Below are 20,414 nucleotides of genomic sequence, written 5' to 3'. Positions count from 1 at the left end.
CGGGTTCACCCGTGGGCGCGGCGGACCGCCTCGTCGAGCGCGTCCGGGGTACGGCCGACCAGCGCGCTTCCGTCGTCGAGCAGCAGGATCGGCCGCTGGATCAGCTCGGGGTGAGCCACCATCGCCTCGATCCAGCGTGCCTCGGTCGCGTCGTCGCGGGCCCAGCCGGCCATGCCCAGGGCCACCGCGGCCGACTCCCCCGTACGACAGACGTCCCAGGCCCGGGCCCCGAGGCGACGCAGCACGTCACGCACCTCGTCCACGTCGGGCGGCTGCTCCAGGTACGCCCGCAGCCGGAACGGCACCCGCGCCTCCTCCAGGGTGGTGCGCGCACCGGCGCACTTCGAGCAGGCCGGGTTGTGCCAGATCTCCATGCCGACATCGTGACAGACCTCGACCGCCCTCCCCGTGGATGGTCGGCCGGGCCGCGCAGCAGCGGCTCTCCGGCCACACGGCGGCAGGTCAGTGGCGGCCAGCCGGGCGGCGAGGGCACGTCCTCGTCCCGGACCCTGGCACGAGGTTGCGTGAATAGCAAGACGGACGTACGGTTTTGTTGGAAACGGAACCGGCGGTAAGTGTCACCTAACCTGGGCGGCGCTCCGGCCGGTGCGACAGACTGCTCAGGACTACTCACGGTCGCTGGTGTGAAGGAGTACGACGTGGCGAGCCTCGACACCTTCGGTGCGAAGACCCAGCTACGCGTCGGAGACGCGAGCTACGAGATTTTCAAGATCGGCACGGTGGAGGGCCACGACCGGCTCCCCTACAGCCTGAAGGTCCTCCTGGAGAACCTGCTCCGGACCGAGGACGGCGCGAACATCACCGCCGACCACATCCGGCAGCTCGGCGGCTGGGACCCCACCGCCGACCCCAGCGTGGAGATCCAGTTCACCCCGGCCCGGGTGCTGATGCAGGACTTCACCGGCGTGCCCTGCGTGGTCGACCTGGCCACCATGCGCGAGGCCGTGCGGGACCTCGGCGGCGACGCCACCAAGGTCAACCCCCTCGCCCCCGCCGAGCTGGTCATCGACCACTCGGTCATCGCCGACCTGTTCGGCCGTGAGGACGCCTTCGAGCGCAACGTCGAGCTGGAGTACGAGCGCAACAAGGAGCGCTACCAGTTCCTGCGCTGGGGCCAGACCGCCTTCAACGAGTTCAAGGTCGTCCCGCCGGGCACCGGCATCGTGCACCAGGTCAACATCGAGTACCTGGCACGCACGATCATGGAGCGCAACGGCCAGGCGTACCCGGACACCGTGGTCGGCACCGACTCGCACACCACGATGGTCAACGGCCTCGGCGTGCTCGGCTGGGGCGTCGGCGGCATCGAGGCCGAGGCCGCGATGCTCGGCCAGCCGGTCAGCATGCTGATCCCGCGCGTGGTCGGCTTCAAGCTCCACGGCGAGATGCCGGCCGGCACCACCGCCACCGACCTGGTCCTCACCATCACCGAGATGCTGCGCAAGCACGGTGTGGTCGGCAAGTTCGTCGAGTTCTACGGCCCCGGCGTGAGCGCCGTCCCGCTGGCCAACCGCGCCACCATCGGCAACATGTCCCCGGAGTACGGCTCCACCGTCGCTATCTTCCCGATCGACGCCGAGACCATCCGCTACCTGGAGCTGACCGGCCGCGACCCGCAGCAGGTCGCGCTCGTCGAGGCATACGCCAAGGAGCAGGGCCTCTGGCACGACCCGGACCACGAGCCGGAGTACTCCGAGCGCCTCGAACTGGACCTGAGCACGATCGAGCCGTCCCTGGCCGGCCCGAAGCGCCCGCAGGACCGGGTGCCGCTGGGCAGCGCCAAGACGCTGTTCCGCGCCTCCCTGACCGACTACGTGGCGGCCGACGAGACCGGCGGCGACCCGGGCCGCAAGCCCGGCGTGCCGCAGCAGGAGCAGCCGTTCGGGGTGGCCGGTCACGCCGACGAGGCCAGTGCCGAGTCCTTCCCGGCCAGCGACTCCCCCGCCAACGCCGTCAACGACCCGGCCGACGCCCCGCGCGACCTGGAGACCGCGGCGGTCGGCTCCGGCGGCCGCGCCAGCAACCCGGTCCGGGTCATCGGCGCCGACGGCACCGAGTTCGAGCTGGACCACGGTGCCGTGGTGATCGCGGCGATCACCTCCTGCACCAACACGTCCAACCCGCAGGTCATGATCGGCGCGGCCCTGCTGGCCCGCAACGCCGTGGAGAAGGGCCTGACCCGCAAGCCGTGGGTCAAGACCACCCTGGCCCCGGGCTCCAAGGTCGTCATGGACTACTACGAGCGGGCCGGCCTGACGCCGTACCTGGAGAAGCTCGGCTTCCACCTGGTCGGCTACGGCTGCACCACCTGCATCGGCAACTCCGGCCCGCTGCCGGAGGAGATCTCCGCCGCCGTCAACGACGCCGACCTCGCCGTCGTCTCGGTCCTGTCCGGCAACCGGAACTTCGAGGGCCGGATCAACCCGGACGTCAAGATGAACTACCTGGCGTCCCCGCCGCTGGTGGTCGCGTACGCGCTGGCCGGCACCATGGACATCGACCTGGCCAACGAGCCGATCGGTGAGGACAGCGAGGGCAACCCGGTCTTCCTCCGGGAGATCTGGCCGAACAGCGCCGAGATCCAGGACGTCATCGCCTCGGCGATCGGCGCCACCGGGTTCAGCGCGGCGTACGCCGACGTGTTCGCCGGCGACGAGCGCTGGCAGTCGCTGCCCACCCCGACCGGTGACACCTTCGCCTGGGCGGGCGACTCCACCTACGTCCGCAAGCCCCCGTACTTCGAGGGCATGCAGCGGGAGCCGCAGGCCGTCGTCGACATCTCCGGCGCCCGGGTCCTGGCCAAGCTGGGCGACTCGGTCACCACGGACCACATCTCCCCGGCCGGTTCGATCAAGGCCGACTCCCCCGCCGGGAAGTACCTCGCCGAGCACGGCGTGCCGCGCCACGAGTTCAACTCGTACGGCTCGCGCCGGGGCAACCACGAGGTGATGATCCGGGGCACCTTCGCCAACATCCGGCTGCGCAACCAGCTCGTCCCCGGTGTGGAGGGCGGCTTCACGGTCAACCACCTGACCGGCGAGCAGAGCTCCATCTACGACGCCTCCGTCGCCTACCAGTCCGCCGGCATCCCGCTGGTCGTCCTGGCCGGCAAGGAGTACGGCTCCGGCTCGTCGCGCGACTGGGCGGCCAAGGGCACGATGCTGCTCGGTGTCCGCGCGGTCATCGCCGAGTCGTACGAGCGGATCCACCGCTCGAACCTCATCGGCATGGGCGTGCTGCCACTGCAGTTCCCGGCCGGCGAGACCGCCGAGTCGCTGGGCCTGACCGGCACCGAGACGTTCTCCGTCACCGGGGTGACCGCGCTGAACGACGGCGAGACGCCGCGTACGGTCAAGGTCTCCACCGACAGCGGCGTCGAGTTCGACGCGGTGGTCCGGATCGACACCCCGGGTGAGGCGGACTACTACCGCCACGGCGGCATCCTGCAGTACGTGCTGCGGCGGATGATCGCCAGCTGACGCACCACGGACGAAGGGCCCGTTCCCCGGTGGGGGCGGGCCCTTCGGCGTACCGGACGGCTCGCTCCGCCCGTCGGGCCTCGCGGGTCTCCGTGTCGGCCCGTTCCGCGGCTTAGTTCCCGCGGAAGCGAACCCGCATCGTGCATCGAGAGGCTCGCCACGACCCCGAAAGTCGACCACAATCACGATCAATGTCAGGCGGACCCGAAGGCTTGCGCCGGACGGTAAGGGAGGCCCTCATGGGTGCGGTCGGCGAACGTGCGGTTGTCATCGGTGCGTCGATCGGCGGACTTGCCGCCGCCGCGACCCTGGCCAGCCGCTTCGACCTGGTCAGGGTCCTCGACCGTGACGCTCTGCCCGGGACCGCTCGGGACCGCCGCGGCGTACCCCACGGGATGCATCCCCACGCCCTGCTGATCAGTGGGCGCCTGGGCCTGGAGGAGTTGTTTCCCGGGATCACCGAGGAGCTCATCGCGGGCGGCGCGGTACCGTTCGACCCGGGACTCGACGTCCTGACCGTCCAGATGGGCGGCCGGCGCGTGCGGTTCCCCACGGGTCTGCGGGGCATCAGCCTCAGCCGGGCCTATCTGGAGCGGGTGGTGCGATCGCGCGTAGGTGCGCTGCCGAACGTGGAGATCACCGAGAAGGCGGACGTGTGCGGCCTGACCGGGGTGGCGGGACGCGTCACCGGCGTGCGGGTCGAGTCGGGTGAGGACATCGCCGCGGACCTGGTCGTCGACGCCACCGGCCGCGGCGGTCGATCGAACGGCTGGCTTGAGCGGCTGGAGTGCCCGGCGCCGGTGGCTGTCACCGTGCGGGGCGACGTCGGGTACACCACGCAGCTTCTCCGGCGCAGCCCGGGCGACCTGCCGGAGGACGGCCGTCTGACCCTGATCGCCGGCGTGCCGCCACGGCAGAAGCGGGCGGGCGTCGCCTTTCCGATCGAGGGGGACCGCTGGGTGATCACGGTCGGCGGCTGGCATGGCGACCACGCGCCGCTGGACCCGAAGGGATACGCCGACTTCGCCGCCGGCCTGCCCGCACCGTACATCGCCGACCTGCTCGCGCGATGTGAGCCACTGGGCGAGCGGGAGGCGCGCAAGTTTCCCGCCGCGCTCCGTCGCTACTTCGAGCGCCTGAGGGTCGTGCCGGCCGGCTACGTCGCGCTCGGCGACGCGATCTGCAGCTTCAACCCCGTCTACAGCCAGGGCATGACCGTGGCCGTGTTGGAGGCACTGGAGCTCGGGCGATCCCTGGACCGCTTCGGTCGCGCCTCGGAGGGCATGGCGCGTTCCTACTACCGGGCCGTAGGCGCACTGGTGGACACGCCCTGGAAGATGGCCACCGGCGGCGACTTCATGTACCCGGAGACAACCGGGCCCAAGCCGGCCGGCACCGATCTGCTCAACCGTTACGTGCGGCAGGTCATGCTGGCCTGTCACGTGTCGCCACGGGTGCACCGGACCATGATCGAGGTCCAGCACATGCTCGCGCCGCCGGCCGCACTGCTGCACCCGGCCATGCTCGTCCGGACGTTGTGGTCGGCGCGTCGGTCATCGGAGGGAGCCTCGGTCGGCTGACCGCCCACTGTGCTACGGCGGGGCGGAGCGACACGACCCGCGCCGCCACCGCCTCAGGGACACGAGGCGGGCCACCACAACGGGAATCGGCCTGTTCCCAGTCAGCGGTCTGGTGCCTACTATGGACGCTGTTTGCGCGGGCATGCTCCGCGCCGTGTCCCGAGGAGTCTCGATGAGATCAGCTCAGGGATGGGGTGCGCTAGTGTGAGCCGCCAGCCGCCGGTACGGTTGCGCACGCATCGGCGTCGCCAACATTAGTCGCTCGCTGTCCTCGGGCTGCCCACGATTGGATAGACTTGGCGCATCAACATGCCGACCGCGCACGTACGCTTCCTGAGTCAGCCAAGCGCCCGTCGACACCACGGCGGACTCGAGAGCAGTCGATAAAGCGGCGGGTCATCAGGTTAGTCCTCATTCCGAGTGTCGTCGCTCTGGCCCTGTGGTTGGTGGCCTCCGGGTACCTGGTCTTCCAAGGCTTCTACAACCGCGAGGTCGCCAAGGGCGTACGGGATGTGTCGCTTCCCGCCGTTCCCGCGCTGGCCTCGGTGCAGCAGGAACGGCGAATGAGCATCGCCTTTCTCTCCCGACCGTCCAACGACATGCAGGCACTGCTCGAACAGCGGGCGAGCACCGACAGCGGCCTGGCGGCAATGCGCGCCGTCGCGGACGCCGGTCTGGGCAACGCACCCGACTCGATCGTCAACCAGTGGACGGTTTTCGTCGGCTACGTCGACAAGCTCTCCGGCGTACGGAGCACGATCGATTCCCGGTCCGGCGACGAGAAGGAGGTCTACAAGTTCTACAACGACCTGCTCGACGCGGCGACGAAGCTCTTCGACATTCAGGCGCGCATCGTTCCCGACGTTGCCGCCGCCCAGGGTGGCATCGTCGCGACCGACACCTTCCGGGTCAGCGACCAGATGTCGCGGTCCGGGTCGACGATCGACGCCGCCTTCGCGTCGGGCACACTCGGCGTGCAGGACCACCTCGAGTTCGTCCGCCTCGTGGGGTCATATCGCGCCGGCCTGGACAACCTGTCCCCTCATCTGCACCCGGACGCGCGCGAACGCTATGACGCTCTGGTGGCGAGCCGCTCGTGGAAGCAGTTGATCGAAGCGGAGAACGCGATCATCGCCGCCGGCGCGTGGTCTGACGGCCCGCCGCGCGGCCTCGCAGCGAACCGCGTCAGCTGGGACAACCTCACTCGCCAGGTTTCTCAGGACCTGGTCGGTCTGACGATCGAGCAGGCCGACAAGGTCTCCGCCCGGACGCTGCGCACCGGCAACAACCAACTGCTGATCGCGACCCTGGGCAGCCTTCTGGCCCTGTCCATCTCCGTCGCCGCGATTCTGTGGGCGGTGCGCCAGTCGCAGGTGTTGGTGGACCAGGCACTGTCCGTCCGGCTGGCCCAGCTTGGCAAGGACGCCACGACAGTGGTGGGTCAGCTGCCGGCGGTGATCGACCGGCTGCGCCGGCACGAGAAGGTGGACACCACCGTCGATCTTCCTGACAAGGACTACGGAAGCGACGAGATCGGCCAGGTGGCGGACGTCATCCGGGCCTCGCTGAAGGCAGCGGCGGGCGCGGCCATCGACGAGGCGACCACCCGGGCCGCGAGCATGGCGATGCTCATGGGCATTGCCCGTCGTCCGCAGCGACCGCTTCAACACGGCCTCCGGGTCATCGAGCAGCTACAGAACCGGATCGGCGACGAACGGATGTTGAGCGAGCTGTTCGACATTCACCACCATCTCGCGCAGACCCGGCGCTTCCTGGAAAACCTGATCATCTTGGCCGGTGGACAGATCGGCCGTCGCTTCCACAACCCGGTCTCCATTCGTCGGGTGCTCCTGGCCGCATTCGGCGAGGCGCAGCAGTACCAGCGCATCACCCTCCGCAACGCGCCTGACGACGCGGCACTGGTCGGGCAGTCCGTCACCGGAACCATCCACCTACTGGCCGAGCTGCTGGACAACGCCCTGGCCTTCTCACCGCCGGGATCGACCGTCTCGGTTACCTGTCGGGAGGTCAGGAGCGGCATCGCCGTCGAGATCGAGGACGCGGGGGTGGGAATGACACCGGAGAGACTGGAGCGCGCCAACGCGCTGCTGGCCACCGCGCCCACGCCGGACGTGGCCGCCCTTCGCGACGGTACGCAGATCGGTCTGCACGTGGTGGCGGCGTTGGCCAAGCGCGACGGGATCCGGGTGACCCTTCGCACCTCGGCCTACAACGGGCTACTCGCGATCGTCCTGCTGCCGGACCGCATCGTCGTTCCGGACGCTGCCCCGGACCTCACGGACACGATCTCGCAGAAGCCCATGTCGACAGTCGCCGCCGCGGTGTCGGTCGGCGGCGACTCCCTGGTCGGTGTCCCGACCATTCCCGCGGCGGGAGTGGCGGCGCTGCCGAGACGACCGGTCGAGTCGCGTCCTCACACCCCGATCGAGCAGGGCGAGAAGACGGGAAGTGCGGCCGGAACGATGACCGAGAATCATCAGAGAAACAACGCCGACGGTTCGCGGCAGCCCGAGGGCCCGGCAGTGCTGGGAACTGCCCGCGGCTCCCGACTCGACGCCCGCCCCGCCCTTCCACTGCGGCAGCCGCAACAGCACCTCGCCCCCATGTTGCGTAACGAGGAACCGGCCCAGTACGAGTCCCCGGGCTCCACCCGGCCCCTTGAGGAGGTCCGGGACCGACTGACGCAGTACCAGCGCGGCTGGGCGGCCGGCCGGGCGGCCGACAGCGACCGACCGGCAACCAGTGATGACCAAGGCAGGGAAGCATGACTAACTCCGCACACAGCAACCTGACGTGGATCCTCGACGATCTCGTAAGGGTTCCAGATGTCGTCTGTGCACTGGTCCTCTCCGCAGACGGACTCGTTGTGCAGAAGTCGTCGTCGCTGCAGCAGGACCCCGCCGATTCGCTGGCGGCCGGCGCCTCCTCCCTGCACAGCGTCGCCGCGGGAATCGGCCGGTTCTTCGATAGCGGTTCCGTTCAGCAGGTCATCATCGAGTATCGGAAGCGAACCCTGTTCGTGGCCGAGGCCGGTAAGAACGCCCGGTTGGCCGTGCTCTGCGAGCAGTCGGTCGACATGGGAACCGTCGCCTACGAGATGGGTCGCATGGTGACCCGCATCGGCGAGTACCTCGGTTCCGAGGCGCGAACCCCGGTGCCGTCCAACGGCCAGCCGGGGACGGGCCATGCATGACATCGGGGACGCCGACGACGAGGCGGTAGGCGGGCTCGTCCCCCTCTACATCCTCGTCAACGGTCGTACGAGTCCCCGTAACACGGCCTTGGACCTGGCCACCCAGGTCATCGCCATGCCCAACGAGTCGATGCGTCTCGAACCGGAGTACGCGGACATTCTCCGGCTGTGTCACCGGCGCTGGATGTCCGTCGCCGAGATCGGGGCGTATCTGCACCGCCCGCTCACCATCACCAAAGTCATGGTCGACGTGCTCCTCGAGCAGGGACTCCTGGTGATCGGCTCCCCCGCCCAGCGGACGGTCGCCGACCGTAAGCTGCTGGAGACGGTCCTTGCCGGCCTTGAGAGACTTTAGTGAAGAGGGATACGTAACGTGGATCGGACATCGGTCAAGGTCGTTGTGGCTGGCGGGTTCGGTACCGGCAAGACCACCTTGGTCGGGTCGGTGAGCGAGATTCCGCCATTGACCACGGAAGAGGTCCTGACCCAGGCCAGCGTCGGCGTGGACGACGTGACGGGCGTCGAGAACAAGAAGAAGACCACTGTCGCACTGGACTTCGGACGCATCACCATCACCCCCGACGTGGTGCTCTACCTGTTCGGTACACCGGGGCAGGACCGCTTCTGGTTCGTCTGGGACGAACTGGCGCAGGGCGCGGTGGGCGCGATCGTGCTCATCGACACTCGCCGCCTGGACAGCAGCTTTCCTGCCATCGACTACTTCGAACGGCGCAAGATTCCGTTCGTCGTCGCCGTCAACAGGTTCTTCGGTCAGTGCCTCTACAACTCGGAGGAGATCCGGGCCGCGTTGCGGCTCGATCCCGGAATTCCGTTGTTGTGGTGCGACGCGCGAGACCGGTCCTCCAGCAAGCGGGCACTGATCGAGCTTGTCCAGCATGCCCTCAGCCGCCTGCCGGTCGCCGGCTGACGTCGTTGACGCTTCGGGCTGGACACGCCACGCATCGGCGCATCCAGCCCGGGGCCGGCCGTCGTCGGCCTCGTGGCCCCTACTCGACATCCTTCTCGTCGGCCGGCGCCAGTCGCACCTTGAAGTGACGCAACAGAGGCGGCGACGAGACGACCCGGTAGCCACGCACCCGCTCCGGGTTCTTCGCGATGTCGGCCAGCACGGCGGCGACGTACTCGAAGTGGGTGTCGGTGTAGACCCTGCGAGGAATGGCCAGCCGCACCAACTCGAACGGTGCGGGAGTCACCAGACGGTGCTCGTCGTTCATGCCACCCAGGTACAGCGATCCGAGTTCGGCACACCGGATCCCGCCGTCGAGGTAGAGCTGGCAGCCGAGGGCATGCCCCGGAAACTCACCCGGAGACAGGTGCGGCAGCAGGCGGCCGGCGTTGAGGTAGAGGGCATGAATGCCGGCCGGCTGGACGGTGTCCACGCCGGCGTCGTTGATCATCTGGGCCAGTCGCGCGGTCGAGGCGGCCCGGGCCCGCAGGTAGGCGGGGTCGAGCACCTCCCGTAGCCCCTGGGCGAGCCGCTCAAGGTCGTGGCCCGCCAGTCCGCCGTAGGTGGAGAAGCCTTCGGTGGCGATCAGGTTGGCCTCGCAGGCGGCGTGCAGGCCGTCGTCACGCAACCCGAGGAACCCGCCGATCGCCGACAGGCCGTCCTTCTTCAAGCTCACGACACAACCGTCGGCGAGTTGGAACGCCCGGGTGGCGATCTCCCGTGGGGTCCAGTCGCGGTACTCCGGCTCACGCTGACCGACCAGCCACGCGTTCTCCGCGAACCGTGCCGCGTCCAGGAAGAACGGCTTCTCGTGCCGCCGGCACAGGTCCCTGACAGCGGTGAGATTCGCCATGGACACCGGCTGCGCGCCGAGACCATTGTTGGTGATGGTCATCAGCACCAGACCGACCCGGTGCCCGTCGGGCCCGGTCAGGAGTTTCTCCAGGGCGTCCAGGTCGATGTTGCCCTTGAACGGTGCGTGGCTGTCCAGGTCGGCGGCCTCTGGACACGGCAGGTCCACCGCCTCGGCTCCGACGAGCTTGACGTTGGCGTGCGTCGTGTCGAAATGGGTGTTGCTGACGCAGATCTGGCCGGGCTTCAGCAGGCTGGTGAACAGGATCCGCTCGCCGGCCCGGCCCTGGTGCACGGGAAGGATATGCGGATACTCGGTCAACTCGCGGAGCTCGTGGCAGAACCGGAACCACGATCGCGCACCCGCGTACGACTCGTCGCCGACCGCGGCGGCGGCCTCCTGAGCGGCGGAGGTGGCGCCGGTGCCCGAGTCGGACAGTAGGTCGACGGTGATCTGGTCGGCCCGCAGGTTGAACGGGTTGTAGCCAGCCTCGGCGAGGGCCCGGCGACGATCCTCCGCGGTCAGGAACGGGATCGGCTCCACCACCTTGATGCGGTACGGCGGCAAGATCGGGGGCGCGTCCATGGGCACAAGCTCCTTGCTCGGGGATCAGACTGCGGCGGGGTCGGCCGCGGCGTTCATGCGGCCCGGGGTGGCATCCAGTTGCCCTTCCCGCGGCGGACTCACCTGGTACGCCTCCGCGGACAGGTAGACGGTGACTCCCGGCCGGGGCGGACCCAGCCGCAGCGAGACATGGGCGATGAGCCCGACACCATCGCGCAGCGGTCGGTCCGTCACCGCAGCGATCGCGCGATCGAGCAGAGCGCTGTCGAAGCCGTACCGGGCCAGGAGCGGCGCCACCCGTTCACGAGCCTCCTGGTCGTCGTTGACGTAGCCGCGGATCGGCACGTAGACGCTGTATCCGACCGGCTTCTTCGTCTCGCTGGTGAAGGTGTAGCTACCGACGAGCGGCAGCCCACCGAAGTGGCGTCGCCCGCCCCCGGCCGCGGTGCAGAACGACGCGATGTCCTCGGCGTCGATACCGTCGACAGCGCCTGCCGCCCTGGCCACGTCCGTCGTACTGGCGTCGTGATGGGTGAGGTAGACCTTGACGCGCGCGTGCGGTCCGTCATGGAGGTCCACCGCGAAGAATGTCAACCGGTCCCGCCGTCCCAGTTCACCCGGACGGACAGCGTGGTCGAGAATGGACCCGTACGCCGCGCCGAGCCCCAGCCGGCGTAGCGCCTCGGCGACCAGGTCGGGTGCCCGCTGGATCCCGCGAACCTCCGGATTGAGATAGACCTTGAACTCGGGCCGCCGTCCACTTCGGAACACCAGGCTGTGCCAGAGCGTGTAGTCGCCCAGCGGCCGGTCGGTGGCGAACAGGCCCTGAACCGCTGCCAACCGGGACAGCGAAATGCCCGAACGGCTCGGCCGCGCGCTGAGAAACCTGTGCGCGGCGGTCTGGTTGGACATCGCGTCCGGCGGGGACCCCAGCGCCTCACCCAGAATGCGCAGCGTGGGCGGTTCGCCAGCGTTGCAGGCGATGGAGAACTCCACTGGCGTGTGGTCGTCCGCAACGTTGGACGGCCAGGCGGGGGCGGCGGAAAGCGGGCGCGCTCCGGTAGGTCCGAGCAGGTCACCCAGAAGGTGTAGCGGCTCGTCGGACCGCGTCTGCGCAACCTCGCACAAGCCCGTCAGCTGCCGAGCAAGATGGTCGAAGAGAGACGAACCGGTCATCAAATCTCCCTGTCGGGTCGCCGGGCGGCTGCACCTCGATCCGAATACGTGATTCCCTTCGGGGTCGTAGCCTCGCCTCGCCGATCCACTGGAGACCGACGCCAGCGCTGCGCCCTACGGACACGGTGTGCATTTCAGGTGGTCCGATCAACTGCTCTCCACATGGTGGATCTTCCACGAACCGGTGTCGAGTGAGACGAACATCACAGTCAGAGGTCTTGCCATTGCGGAGAGTTTCATAGACGTCGGTCTATTTGACGCTCGGTTGGATTCAGCCGGGATTTGACCGGAAACGGTGGCCACCTGGTCACTCACCGGTGTCGCAGGCGCGACGAGGACGCTCACGCCAAGCTCTGATCTCTGTGGACACACTTCACCAGTTCTTCTCGTTCTGCCCAGGCCCGCATGGGGTGCCGCCACACCTCACGGGTGTCTCACGGCGGTCGGACGCCATAGGCTGGCCGGGTGCGAAGCGAGCTCACTACGCCGCGTTGGTGGATCGACCAGATCCCGGACCTCAGCGGAAAGACGGTACTGATCACCGGCGCGAACACCGGCATCGGCAGAGCCACCGCCACCGCTCTCGCGCGACGAGGTGCCTCGGTGGTGCTGGCCTGCCGAGACCAGACCAGAGCCGAAGCGGCCGCCGTCGCCATCACCGCGGCGGCACCGACCGGATCGGTGAGCGTCCTGCACGTCGACCTGGCGTCACTCGCATCCGTCAGCGCCGCCGCCGAAGCCCTTGCGCGCTGCCATGACCACCTCGACGTCCTGATCAACAACGCTGGCGTGATGACCCTGGTCGGTCCGCCACGACGGACCGCCGACGACTTCGAACAGCACATCGGCATCAACCACCTCGGACACTTCGCGCTGACCGGCCGCCTGATGCCGCTCCTGCTGGCCGCACCGTCCGCCCGCGTGGTGTGGGTCAGCAGCCTGTCCCAGCGCAGAGGTTCGATCGACTTCGACGACCTGCAGTGGCGGACGCGCCGCTACCGCGCCTTCCAGGCCTACAGCGACAGCAAGCTGGCGAACCTGCTCACGATGCACCGGATGCAGCAGCAACTGGAGGCCGCCCAGGCCCCGGTGATCTCCGTCGCCGCACACCCCGGGGGAGCGCGCACCGACATCACCCGTGACGGCCCCCTGTGGATGAGACTGCTCGCCCGCCCGGAGACACAGTGGTGCACCACATGGCTCACCCACGACATCGCCTCAGCGGCCCTGCCCACGGTGCGGGCCGCCGCCGATCCGGACGTCCGTGGCGGTGACGTGTACGGCCCGGACGGCTGGCAGGGTCTGACCGGGCATCCCGTCCGCGTGGACCTGGGCCCGCGCGCCCGGGACGAGGCGTTGCAGCAGGCGCTGTGGGCCCGTTCGCAGGAACTGACCGACGTGACCTACCAGATGGCTCGGGCTTAGGGCGTGTTTCACGAGAACTGCCGGCCGCGCTTGTGAAGCGCGCGCTGGTGCCGCCGCAGCCGCGCCGAGAAAGACGTTTCGACGACGTTCGATCGTGACGACCTTGAGGGGCGCAACGGGCGCTGCTAACGTTTCTGCGCGCTCACGGGCAGCCACTCTCAGCAGCGGGAGCCGGCCAAGCGAGCGATCCGGCAGATTATCTTCCCGGGGACGGTGTGATGGGCTCCCGCACAATCACCCTGCGCAGGCAGGTCGCTTTCCTGGTCACCGCTCTGGTGTTGCTGTGGGCGTTCGCCGCGTGGATGACCCTGCGGGACGGGGCGAACATGCTCGGCGTCAACGAACTCAACGCCAAGGTCTACGAGCCCAGCGAGCCGCTGATCGCCACCCTCCAGCAGGAGCGGCGGGCCAGCGTCGTCTATCTCGGCAGCGCCGTACGTGACCGGGCCGCCCTGGAGGAGACGCGCAAGGCCACCGACACCGCGGTGGCCACCTTCGTCGAGCAGTCCCGACGCTGGCAGGCGCGCCTCGCTGGTAGCGACGAGACCGACAAGCTCGTCCAGGACACCGTGGCGCAGCTGGAGCAACTGGACAACACCCGCAAGCCGATCGACGGCGTGACCGTGGACCGCGCCACCGCGATCGCCGGCTACACCACCGTCATCGACAGCATCTTCCGGGTGTGGAGCTCCCTCGGCAAGCTCGACGACGAGCAGATCGCCAACACCACCGCGAACCTGATCGACCTCAAGCGCGCATGGGAGGTCATGTCCCAGCAGGACGCCCTGGTGACGGGAGCACTCACCGCCGGGCGGCTCAGCCCCGCCGAGCACGCCGAGTTCACCAAACTGGTCGGCACCTACCGGTTCCTCGTCCGGGACACCGGACCCAGGCTGCCCGCCGACGACCAGGCCGCGCTGCGCCAGCTCACCACCGGAGACACCTTCGGGCGCCTGCAACGCTACGAGGACCAGGTCATCGAGGCCGGTCCGACCAGCGCCGCCCGTCTGACCGTCGCGGACTGGCAACGCGCCTCCCAGGCGGCACGTGACGGGGTCAACGACCTGATCCTCGCTCGGGGCGACGCACTGGTCGCCGCCGCCATCCCCGTGGTCGCCGGCGTCGTGCTCCGCCTGCTGTTCGCCACCGGCCTCGGCGCACTGATGGTCTGGGCGTCGCTGCTGGCCTCCCGGCACCTCGTCCGGCGTATGGACCGCCTCCGTCGAGACGCAGGTGACCTGGCATCCGACAAGCTGCCCACCGTGGTCGAGCGACTCAGTCGGGGCGAGCGCGTCGACGTACACGCCGAAGCGCCGGACCTCGACTACGGCCGCGACGAGCTCGGCCAGGTCGGCGGCGCGTTCAACGACGTGCAGCACACCGCCATCCGGGCCGCTGTCGGGCAGGCTGAGTTGCGTCGCGACGTCAGCGCGATGTTCCTCAACATCTCCCGCCGCACCCAAGGGCTCGTGCACCGGCAGCTCACCTTGCTGACCGAGATGCAGCGCAAGGAGGACGACGCCACGACGCTGGAGCGTCTGTTCGACGTGGACCACCTCGCCACCCGGATGCGTCGCAACGCGGAGAACCTGATCGTTCTCACCGGCGCCACCTCGCCGCGAACCTGGAAGCGTGACATCCCGATCCTCGACGTGGTACGCGGAGCCGTCGCCGAGGTCGAGGACTACACCCGCGTCTCCGTCCTCCCCATGGCCGACGCGGCTCTTGCCGGCCGCGCCGTCGCCGACGCCACCCACCTGCTCGCTGAGCTGATCGAGAACGCACTGTCCTTCTCCCCGCCCACCACACCCGTCCGCGTCACCGGTCAACTGGTCGCCCACGGCTACGCCATCGAAGTCGAGGACCGCGGTCTCGGCATGGACCCCGAGGATCTCGCCGCGGCAAACGCCCGGCTGGGTACCCCGGAGGGCTTCCGCGTGTCCGACAATCCACAGCTCGGGCTGTTCGTCGTTGCGCGTCTCGCGTCGCGCCTCGGCGTACGCGTGAGCCTGAAGGAATCGGCGTACGGCGGCACCATCGCGGTGGTGCTCATCCCCAGCGACCTTGTCACCGATCCGCAAGCAGCCGGCGCAGACGCCGCCCTGCGCGGTCCGCAGGCGGACACACAGGCTCTTGCCGTCGTCGGTGCACGGCAATCCGTCGCCGACGCCGACCAGGGCCCGGCACAGCCGTCCACCGCAGTGGTCCCGACCCCGCGGCGCCCGGCGTCCACCACCCCCGGGCCAATGGTGGGCGCGCCCTCCGCCACGGCCAGCGACGTCACCGACGTTGGCCTGCCGCAGCGCGTCCGCCGCGCATCCCAAGCCACCGAGTCCCCCACACCGCAGCCGGCGCCAGTTCCCGAGCGGGACCCCGAGGTGGTCCGCCGGAAGATGGCCGCCTTCCAGGACGGCACGCGCAGAGGCCGAGCCGCCGGCGCGGACGACGACCACGACGGCGAGGCCACGCCCACCGCCCCCGGCAACTGACCCCACCCCCCGAAAGAGACGTGCCCATGACGAACGCGGTGAACACCGACCTGGCCTGGCTGCTCAACGAGCTGGTGGCCCGGGTAGGAGAAGTCGACAAGGCGATCGTGCTGTCCAACGACGGGCTGCTCCTGGCCTTCTCCAGCAGCATGAGCCGCGACGACGCCGAGCACCTCGCCGCGCTCGCCTCCGGCGTCCAGAGCCTCGCCCGAGGTGCCAGCAGCCGCTTCGGTGGAGGACCGGTCCAGCAGACCATCATCGAGATGCAGTCGACGTACCTGTTCGTGACCGCTGCTGGCTCGGGCGCCTCGCTGAGCGTACTCGCCACCGAGAACGCCGACCTGGGTCTCATCGCCTTCGAGATGGCGAGACTCGTCAAGCAGGCCGGACGTCACCTCACCGCACCCACGCGGTCCAACGGCGCCGGCCCGGGAAAGTAGGCGAGCGTGACCACAGGCCCCACACCGGTCGACGACGATCCAGGACCCGTCGTGCGTCCCTACGCCGTCACCCACGGCCGCGCACGACCAGTCGCTGGCCGCTTCGACCTCATCTCCCTGATCAAGACCACCCAGCAGTCCCATGACCAGCTGCACGGCCTCGCCCCCGAGCACCTCAGCATCCTCACGCTGTGCCGCAGGATCATGTCCGTCGCTGAGGTCTCCGCCTGCCTGGACCTCCCGCTCGGAACCGTTCGGGTGCTCCTGGGAGACCTCGTCGTCCACAGGCTCATCGAGGTACGGGAACCCGCGCCCCGACCGATCACCCACGACAACCGCACCCTGGAGGATGTCCTCAATGGGCTCCGAGCGCTCTGACGACCCTGGCCATCGCATGCCCACGGCCGTCAAAATCCTCGTCGCCGGCGGCTTCGGCGTCGGCAAGACAACCCTTGTGGGATCGGTGAGCGAGACCCGCGTCCTGACCACCGAGGAAGACCTCTCCGAGCGCGGCATCGGCGTCGACGACACCTCCGGCGTCGGGGAGAAGAGCACCACCACCGTCATGATGGACTTCGGACGCATCACCATCAGCGAGGATCTGACCCTGTACCTGTTCGGCACGCCCGGCCAGAACCGCTTCGCCTTTCTCTGGGACGAACTCGCCCTCGGTGCACTCGGAGCCGTCGTCCTCGCCGACACCCGGCGCCTCGCCGACTGCTTCCCCTCGCTTGACTATTTCGAGAACCGTGGCACCCCGTTCGTCGTGGCGGTCAACTGCTTCGACGGCGCACGGCAATACACCATCGAGCAGGTGAGGCAAGCCCTCGACCTGGACCCGGGTACGCCCGTGCTGCTGTGTGACGCCCGCGACCGTGAATCCAGCAAGCGCATCCTCATCGCCCTCGTCGAACACGTACGGACCCTCGCCGCGCCCACCAGTGCGGTGGTGCCCGCCGCCACGGCCATTTCAGCCTGAGAGCGTGCGTGCCGCCTTTGCGTTGCGTCGCCACAGCAGTCCCTCGCCTCGCAACACGCGACGCACCGGGGCACCCTGTGCCAGGCTCAGGGGCATGGACGACAAGACCATCCTGAACCGGATCTCCGAGCTGGTCGACGAGGAGCACCGGCTGCGTGCCGACGCGCAGGCCCACGAGACGGGCACCGACGACGACGCCCGCGAGCGGCTCCGCGCGCTGGAGGAATCCCTGGACCAGTGCTGGGACCTGCTGCGCCGGCGGCGGGCCGCCCGGCAGACCCACGGCGACCCCGACGCCCAGGGCGTACGCCCCAAGCCCGAGGTCGAGCGCTACCTCCAGTGACGGGCGTCCCGGGCGGCCGAGGGGCCGCCCGGGACACGCACGTCAGCGGATTCCCGCCTCCCGCAGCAGCAGCTCGGTCAGCGCCGTCGGATCTGCGACGGAGGCCGGGAGCCCCCGGCCCGCGAACCAGGTGGCGACCACCCGCACGTCACGGGCCAGGAACTCCGGCCCCTGCGGGTTGGCCACCAGGTCGACCACCTGCGGCAGGTCGATGAGCACCAGCCGGCCCGCGTGCACGAGCAGGTTGTACGGGGACAGGTCACCGTGGGCGTAGCCGGCGCGGGAGAGCACCACCAGCGCGTCGAGCAACTGCTGCCAGAGGTCCCGCACCTCGTCCGGCCCGGGCCGCAGCTGCGCCAGCCGGGGCGCCGCGGTCCCCTCCTCGGCGTCACCGAGGAACTCCAGCATCAGCTCGGTACCGCGCACCTGCACCGGGTACGGGACGGTGATCGTGCCGTACCGGGAGCCGATCTCCCAGAGCCGGGCCAGCGCGGCGAACTCGGCCGCCGCCCACTGCCCGGCGATCATCTCCCGGCCGAAGGCCGTCCGGCCGGCCATCGCCCGGTTCTCGCGCGACCGGCGGACCCGGCGCCCCTCCAGGTAGCCGGCGTCCCGGTGGAACAGCCGGTGCTGGGCGTCCCGGTACCGTTTGACGGCCAGCAGGCAGGACCGGTCGGCGCCGGGGACGGCCCGGCGGACGAGGTGGACGTCGGCCTCCTTGCCGGTCTTGAGCACACCCAGTTCGGTGTCCTTCGCGGCCAGCTCGGTGACCAGCCAGTCCGGGTGGGGCTCCGGACCGTGGACGGCGTCGTCCCAGGACGACCAGCGCTCCCCGGTGTCCGGATCGGGTTCGTCGTCGGGGTCGGCCAGGGACGGCTGGGCCGGCCCGCGCTTCAGGAACTGCGGTTCGTCGTCGTCGAAGCGGCGCTTGCCGCGGGTGCGGCGCTCGGGCGCCGGAAGGTCGTGGTCGCGCACTGCGGGTGTGATCCCTTGTTCGAGGCTGATGGAGGCAGGTGGGTACGACCTGCGAAGACGGCCATGACCGACCCCCTCTCCTCGACCGGGCGCTCGCCCGGTGTGCACGTTGCGCCGACCATGCTCTCGACCCGCCGGCCCGGCGGTCAACCGAATTACGACCCGCCGGGCGGCCGACCGGCAGGCCCGCGCGGCCCGGCGGGCGGGACGGCCCGGCGGGCGGGACGGCCCGGCGGGCGGGACGGCCCGGCGGGCGGGGCGGCCCGGCGGGCGCTCAGGCGCCGAGCACGGTGGCGACGGCGGCGATCACGCCGTCGACGGTGCGGGTGGGCGAGAACCGCGTGTCGGTCCACGGCCTGCCCCGGTGCAGCCACACGCTGGGCAGGCCGACCGCCGCGGCACCGCCGATGTCCGCCTCCGGGCTGTCACCAACGACCCAGGCGCCGCGCAGCGGCATCCGCACCCGCTGGGCGGCAAGGGCGAAGATCCGCGGGTTGGGCTTGCTGACCCCGGCCTCCTCGGAGATCACCCAGTCGGCGACGTAGCGGTCCAGCCCGGTCTGCCGGATCTTGGCGTCCTGCTGGCGCAGCGAGCCGTTGGTGACCACCACCGGCACCCAGCCGGCGTCGTCGACGATCCGCAGGGCACAGGCGACCAGCGGGTCCAGCCGGGTGTTCGTCACCACGCCGTCGTGCAGTTCCTCGACCAGGTCGATGGACGGGATCCGCAACGCGTACCGGTCCCGGATGGCGTCCGCGACGTCCCACCGGTTGGTCAGCCCGTCCGCGTCGACCGAGAGCAGCCAGTCGATGTCGGTGGGCGGCGCGCCGATGTCGGACAGGAACCGCTCGCCCCAGGCGCGGAACGGCCCGGCCCGGTCGAGCAGGGTGTTGTCCAGGTCGAGCAGGAGCAGCGGCACTCGCGCACCTTACGGGACTCCGGTGTCCGGCCGACAGGGCGTAGGCCCCACCACCGTCCGTTCAGATCGCCAGTGCCGAACGGGTGAGGCCCTGGTCGGCAAGGCGGTCGAGGAGCATGGCGTGGGCCGCCCGGGTCGCCGCGAGCGATGCCGGGTCGAGCGCGACGACCAGCACATCCTCGCCGTCGTCCGCCGCACGGGCCAGCGGCCGGCCCTCGGGGTCGTACACCGCCGCGCCACCGTTGAACCGCCACGGGTCGGTGCCGCCGACCGCGTTGGCGAACACCACGTACATCGTGTTGTCCAGGGCGCGGGCGGCGTAGTAGAGGTCGCGGCGGTGCTCGGAGCCGGCGAGGTAGCCGCTCGGGCACAGGTACCCGTGGGCCCCGTCGTCGGCGGCGGCCCGACCGTGCTCCGGGAAGCAGCCGTCGTAGCAGATGCCCAGGCCGAGCCGCCAATCGCCGACGAGCAGGGTGGCACCCCGGTCGCCGGGGTGGAACAGCTCCCGCTCACCGCCCCAGAGCTGCTGCTTGTCGTAGGCGACCCGGACCGCTCCGGTCGGGTCGACCAGCAGGGACGAGATCGTTCGCCGGCTGTCCGGGTGACGGACCGCCGCCCCGACCACCACCGCCGTGCTCCCGTCGCGGGCCGCCGCGCACAGCGGCGCGAGCCGGGGGTCGTCCACACGCCCGTCGTGGTCGGCCGCCACGTCGGTGCCGGCCGGGTCCGCGGCGAGGGTCGGCGGATGGTACGCGGGCAGGAACAGCTCGGGCAGTACGGTCACCCGGGCGCCCCGGTCGGCGGCCCGGCGGACGAGGCGGGCGGCGGCGAGCGCGTTGGCGGCCAGGTCACCGGGGACCGGCTCGGCCTGGACGGCGGCGACGGTCAGGGGCGCGGCGGGGACTGCGGCGGGGGGCGGCGGCACGGGGCGATCCTAACCGGACGGCGCCGGCCAGGATGATCGTCGCGGGTCGGCTACAAGCCGTACGT

General features: G+C 70.0%; 18 protein-coding genes. 12 read left to right on the top strand and 6 right to left on the bottom strand.

What is annotated here, in order from left to right:
- Window positions 1–5: 5 nt before the first annotated feature.
- Complete coding sequence (locus ACIBR0_RS16840; protein ID WP_396716488.1) at window positions 6–374, bottom strand: ArsC/Spx/MgsR family protein; 369 nt, start codon at window positions 372–374, stop codon at window positions 6–8.
- A gap of 270 nt (window positions 375–644) precedes the next feature.
- Between ACIBR0_RS16840 and ACIBR0_RS16835 the strand changes: the two genes are divergently transcribed.
- The 6 genes from ACIBR0_RS16835 to ACIBR0_RS16810 all read left to right on the top strand — a co-directional run bounded on the left by ACIBR0_RS16835 (window position 645) and on the right by ACIBR0_RS16810 (window position 9,222).
- Window positions 645–3,500: an aconitate hydratase gene (locus ACIBR0_RS16835; protein ID WP_396716486.1), complete on the top strand. Its 2,856-nt coding sequence runs from the start codon at window positions 645–647 to the stop codon at window positions 3,498–3,500.
- Window positions 3,501–3,739: 239 nt separating this feature from the next.
- Window positions 3,740–5,080, top strand: coding sequence for an NAD(P)/FAD-dependent oxidoreductase (locus tag ACIBR0_RS16830; RefSeq protein ID WP_396716484.1), 1,341 nt, complete (start codon window positions 3,740–3,742; stop codon window positions 5,078–5,080).
- 446 nt (window positions 5,081–5,526) lie between these two features.
- Window positions 5,527–7,869, top strand: coding sequence for a nitrate- and nitrite sensing domain-containing protein (locus ACIBR0_RS16825; RefSeq protein WP_396716482.1), 2,343 nt, complete (start codon window positions 5,527–5,529; stop codon window positions 7,867–7,869).
- On the top strand, window positions 7,866–8,294 hold the full coding sequence (locus ACIBR0_RS16820; protein ID WP_357030539.1) for a roadblock/LC7 domain-containing protein: 429 nt from the start codon (window positions 7,866–7,868) through the stop codon (window positions 8,292–8,294). Before ACIBR0_RS16825 ends, ACIBR0_RS16820 begins: the two co-directional genes overlap by 4 nt.
- Window positions 8,287–8,649, top strand: a complete 363-nt coding sequence (locus ACIBR0_RS16815) for a DUF742 domain-containing protein (protein ID WP_396716479.1) — start codon at window positions 8,287–8,289, stop codon at window positions 8,647–8,649. The genes ACIBR0_RS16820 and ACIBR0_RS16815 overlap by 8 nt, the downstream gene beginning before the upstream one ends.
- A gap of 18 nt (window positions 8,650–8,667) precedes the next feature.
- Window positions 8,668–9,222, top strand: a complete 555-nt coding sequence (locus ACIBR0_RS16810; protein ID WP_357030545.1) for an ATP/GTP-binding protein — start codon at window positions 8,668–8,670, stop codon at window positions 9,220–9,222.
- A gap of 79 nt (window positions 9,223–9,301) precedes the next feature.
- Here the strand turns inward: ACIBR0_RS16810 and ACIBR0_RS16805 are convergent, their stop codons facing one another.
- Entirely contained in the window at window positions 9,302–10,699 is a 1,398-nt protein-coding gene (locus ACIBR0_RS16805; RefSeq protein ID WP_396716477.1) for a tryptophanase, read from the bottom strand.
- Between the two features lie 24 nt (window positions 10,700–10,723).
- The gene (locus ACIBR0_RS16800) at window positions 10,724–11,854 is read right to left on the bottom strand and encodes a tryptophan dimethylallyltransferase family protein (RefSeq protein WP_396716476.1); all 1,131 of its coding nucleotides are present in this window, start codon (window positions 11,852–11,854) and stop codon (window positions 10,724–10,726) included.
- Between the two features lie 465 nt (window positions 11,855–12,319).
- Here ACIBR0_RS16800 and ACIBR0_RS16795 point away from each other — a divergent pair, with 465 nt between their 5' ends.
- The 6 genes from ACIBR0_RS16795 (at window position 12,320) to ACIBR0_RS16770 (ending at window position 17,530) form a co-directional block, all read left to right on the top strand.
- Window positions 12,320–13,279: an oxidoreductase gene (locus ACIBR0_RS16795; protein WP_396716474.1), complete on the top strand. Its 960-nt coding sequence runs from the start codon at window positions 12,320–12,322 to the stop codon at window positions 13,277–13,279.
- 218 nt (window positions 13,280–13,497) lie between these two features.
- Complete coding sequence (locus ACIBR0_RS16790) at window positions 13,498–15,768, top strand: nitrate- and nitrite sensing domain-containing protein (RefSeq protein ID WP_396716472.1); 2,271 nt, start codon at window positions 13,498–13,500, stop codon at window positions 15,766–15,768.
- A 26-nt stretch (window positions 15,769–15,794) separates the two neighbouring features.
- Window positions 15,795–16,208 (top strand): roadblock/LC7 domain-containing protein, encoded by a 414-nt coding sequence (locus ACIBR0_RS16785; protein ID WP_396716470.1) that lies wholly within the window; start codon window positions 15,795–15,797, stop codon window positions 16,206–16,208.
- A gap of 6 nt (window positions 16,209–16,214) precedes the next feature.
- Window positions 16,215–16,586 (top strand): DUF742 domain-containing protein, encoded by a 372-nt coding sequence (locus ACIBR0_RS16780; protein WP_396716468.1) that lies wholly within the window; start codon window positions 16,215–16,217, stop codon window positions 16,584–16,586.
- Complete coding sequence (locus ACIBR0_RS16775) at window positions 16,567–17,187, top strand: GTP-binding protein (protein ID WP_396716466.1); 621 nt, start codon at window positions 16,567–16,569, stop codon at window positions 17,185–17,187. The genes ACIBR0_RS16780 and ACIBR0_RS16775 overlap by 20 nt, the downstream gene beginning before the upstream one ends.
- A gap of 94 nt (window positions 17,188–17,281) precedes the next feature.
- Window positions 17,282–17,530 carry a DUF2630 family protein gene (locus ACIBR0_RS16770; protein ID WP_357030570.1) on the top strand — a complete coding sequence of 83 codons (249 nt, stop codon included), beginning with the start codon at window positions 17,282–17,284 and terminating at the stop codon, window positions 17,528–17,530.
- Between the two features lie 42 nt (window positions 17,531–17,572).
- On the opposite strand, the gene ACIBR0_RS16765 is transcribed toward ACIBR0_RS16770, so the two are convergent.
- From ACIBR0_RS16765 to ACIBR0_RS16755, 3 genes are all read right to left on the bottom strand, one after another.
- The gene (locus ACIBR0_RS16765) at window positions 17,573–18,505 is read right to left on the bottom strand and encodes an RIO1 family regulatory kinase/ATPase (RefSeq protein WP_396716464.1); all 933 of its coding nucleotides are present in this window, start codon (window positions 18,503–18,505) and stop codon (window positions 17,573–17,575) included.
- A 274-nt stretch (window positions 18,506–18,779) separates the two neighbouring features.
- Window positions 18,780–19,424 carry an HAD family hydrolase gene (locus ACIBR0_RS16760; protein ID WP_396716462.1) on the bottom strand — a complete coding sequence of 215 codons (645 nt, stop codon included), beginning with the start codon at window positions 19,422–19,424 and terminating at the stop codon, window positions 18,780–18,782.
- A 61-nt stretch (window positions 19,425–19,485) separates the two neighbouring features.
- Window positions 19,486–20,349 (bottom strand): carbon-nitrogen hydrolase family protein, encoded by an 864-nt coding sequence (locus ACIBR0_RS16755; protein WP_396716460.1) that lies wholly within the window; start codon window positions 20,347–20,349, stop codon window positions 19,486–19,488.
- Between the last annotated feature and the right edge of the window lie 65 nt (window positions 20,350–20,414).

The organism is Micromonospora sp. NPDC049497 (assembly GCF_044465805.1).
Taxonomy (GTDB): Bacteria; Actinomycetota; Actinomycetes; order Mycobacteriales; family Micromonosporaceae; genus Micromonospora.
This window is presented reverse-complemented; position numbering and strand designations above follow the sequence as displayed.

Coding starts and splice junctions, on each gene's coding strand:
- ACIBR0_RS16840 (WP_396716488.1), bottom strand. CDS start 374: ATGGAGATCTGGCACAACCCGGCCTGCTCGAAGTGCGCCGGTGCGCGC.
- ACIBR0_RS16830 (WP_396716484.1), top strand. CDS start 3,740: ATGGGTGCGGTCGGCGAACGTGCGGTTGTCATCGGTGCGTCGATCGGC.
- ACIBR0_RS16820 (WP_357030539.1), top strand. CDS start 7,866: ATGACTAACTCCGCACACAGCAACCTGACGTGGATCCTCGACGATCTC.
- ACIBR0_RS16815 (WP_396716479.1), top strand. CDS start 8,287: ATGCATGACATCGGGGACGCCGACGACGAGGCGGTAGGCGGGCTCGTC.
- ACIBR0_RS16805 (WP_396716477.1), bottom strand. CDS start 10,699: ATGGACGCGCCCCCGATCTTGCCGCCGTACCGCATCAAGGTGGTGGAG.
- ACIBR0_RS16800 (WP_396716476.1), bottom strand. CDS start 11,854: ATGACCGGTTCGTCTCTCTTCGACCATCTTGCTCGGCAGCTGACGGGC.
- ACIBR0_RS16790 (WP_396716472.1), top strand. CDS start 13,498: ATGGGCTCCCGCACAATCACCCTGCGCAGGCAGGTCGCTTTCCTGGTC.
- ACIBR0_RS16785 (WP_396716470.1), top strand. CDS start 15,795: ATGACGAACGCGGTGAACACCGACCTGGCCTGGCTGCTCAACGAGCTG.
- ACIBR0_RS16775 (WP_396716466.1), top strand. CDS start 16,567: ATGGGCTCCGAGCGCTCTGACGACCCTGGCCATCGCATGCCCACGGCC.
- ACIBR0_RS16770 (WP_357030570.1), top strand. CDS start 17,282: ATGGACGACAAGACCATCCTGAACCGGATCTCCGAGCTGGTCGACGAG.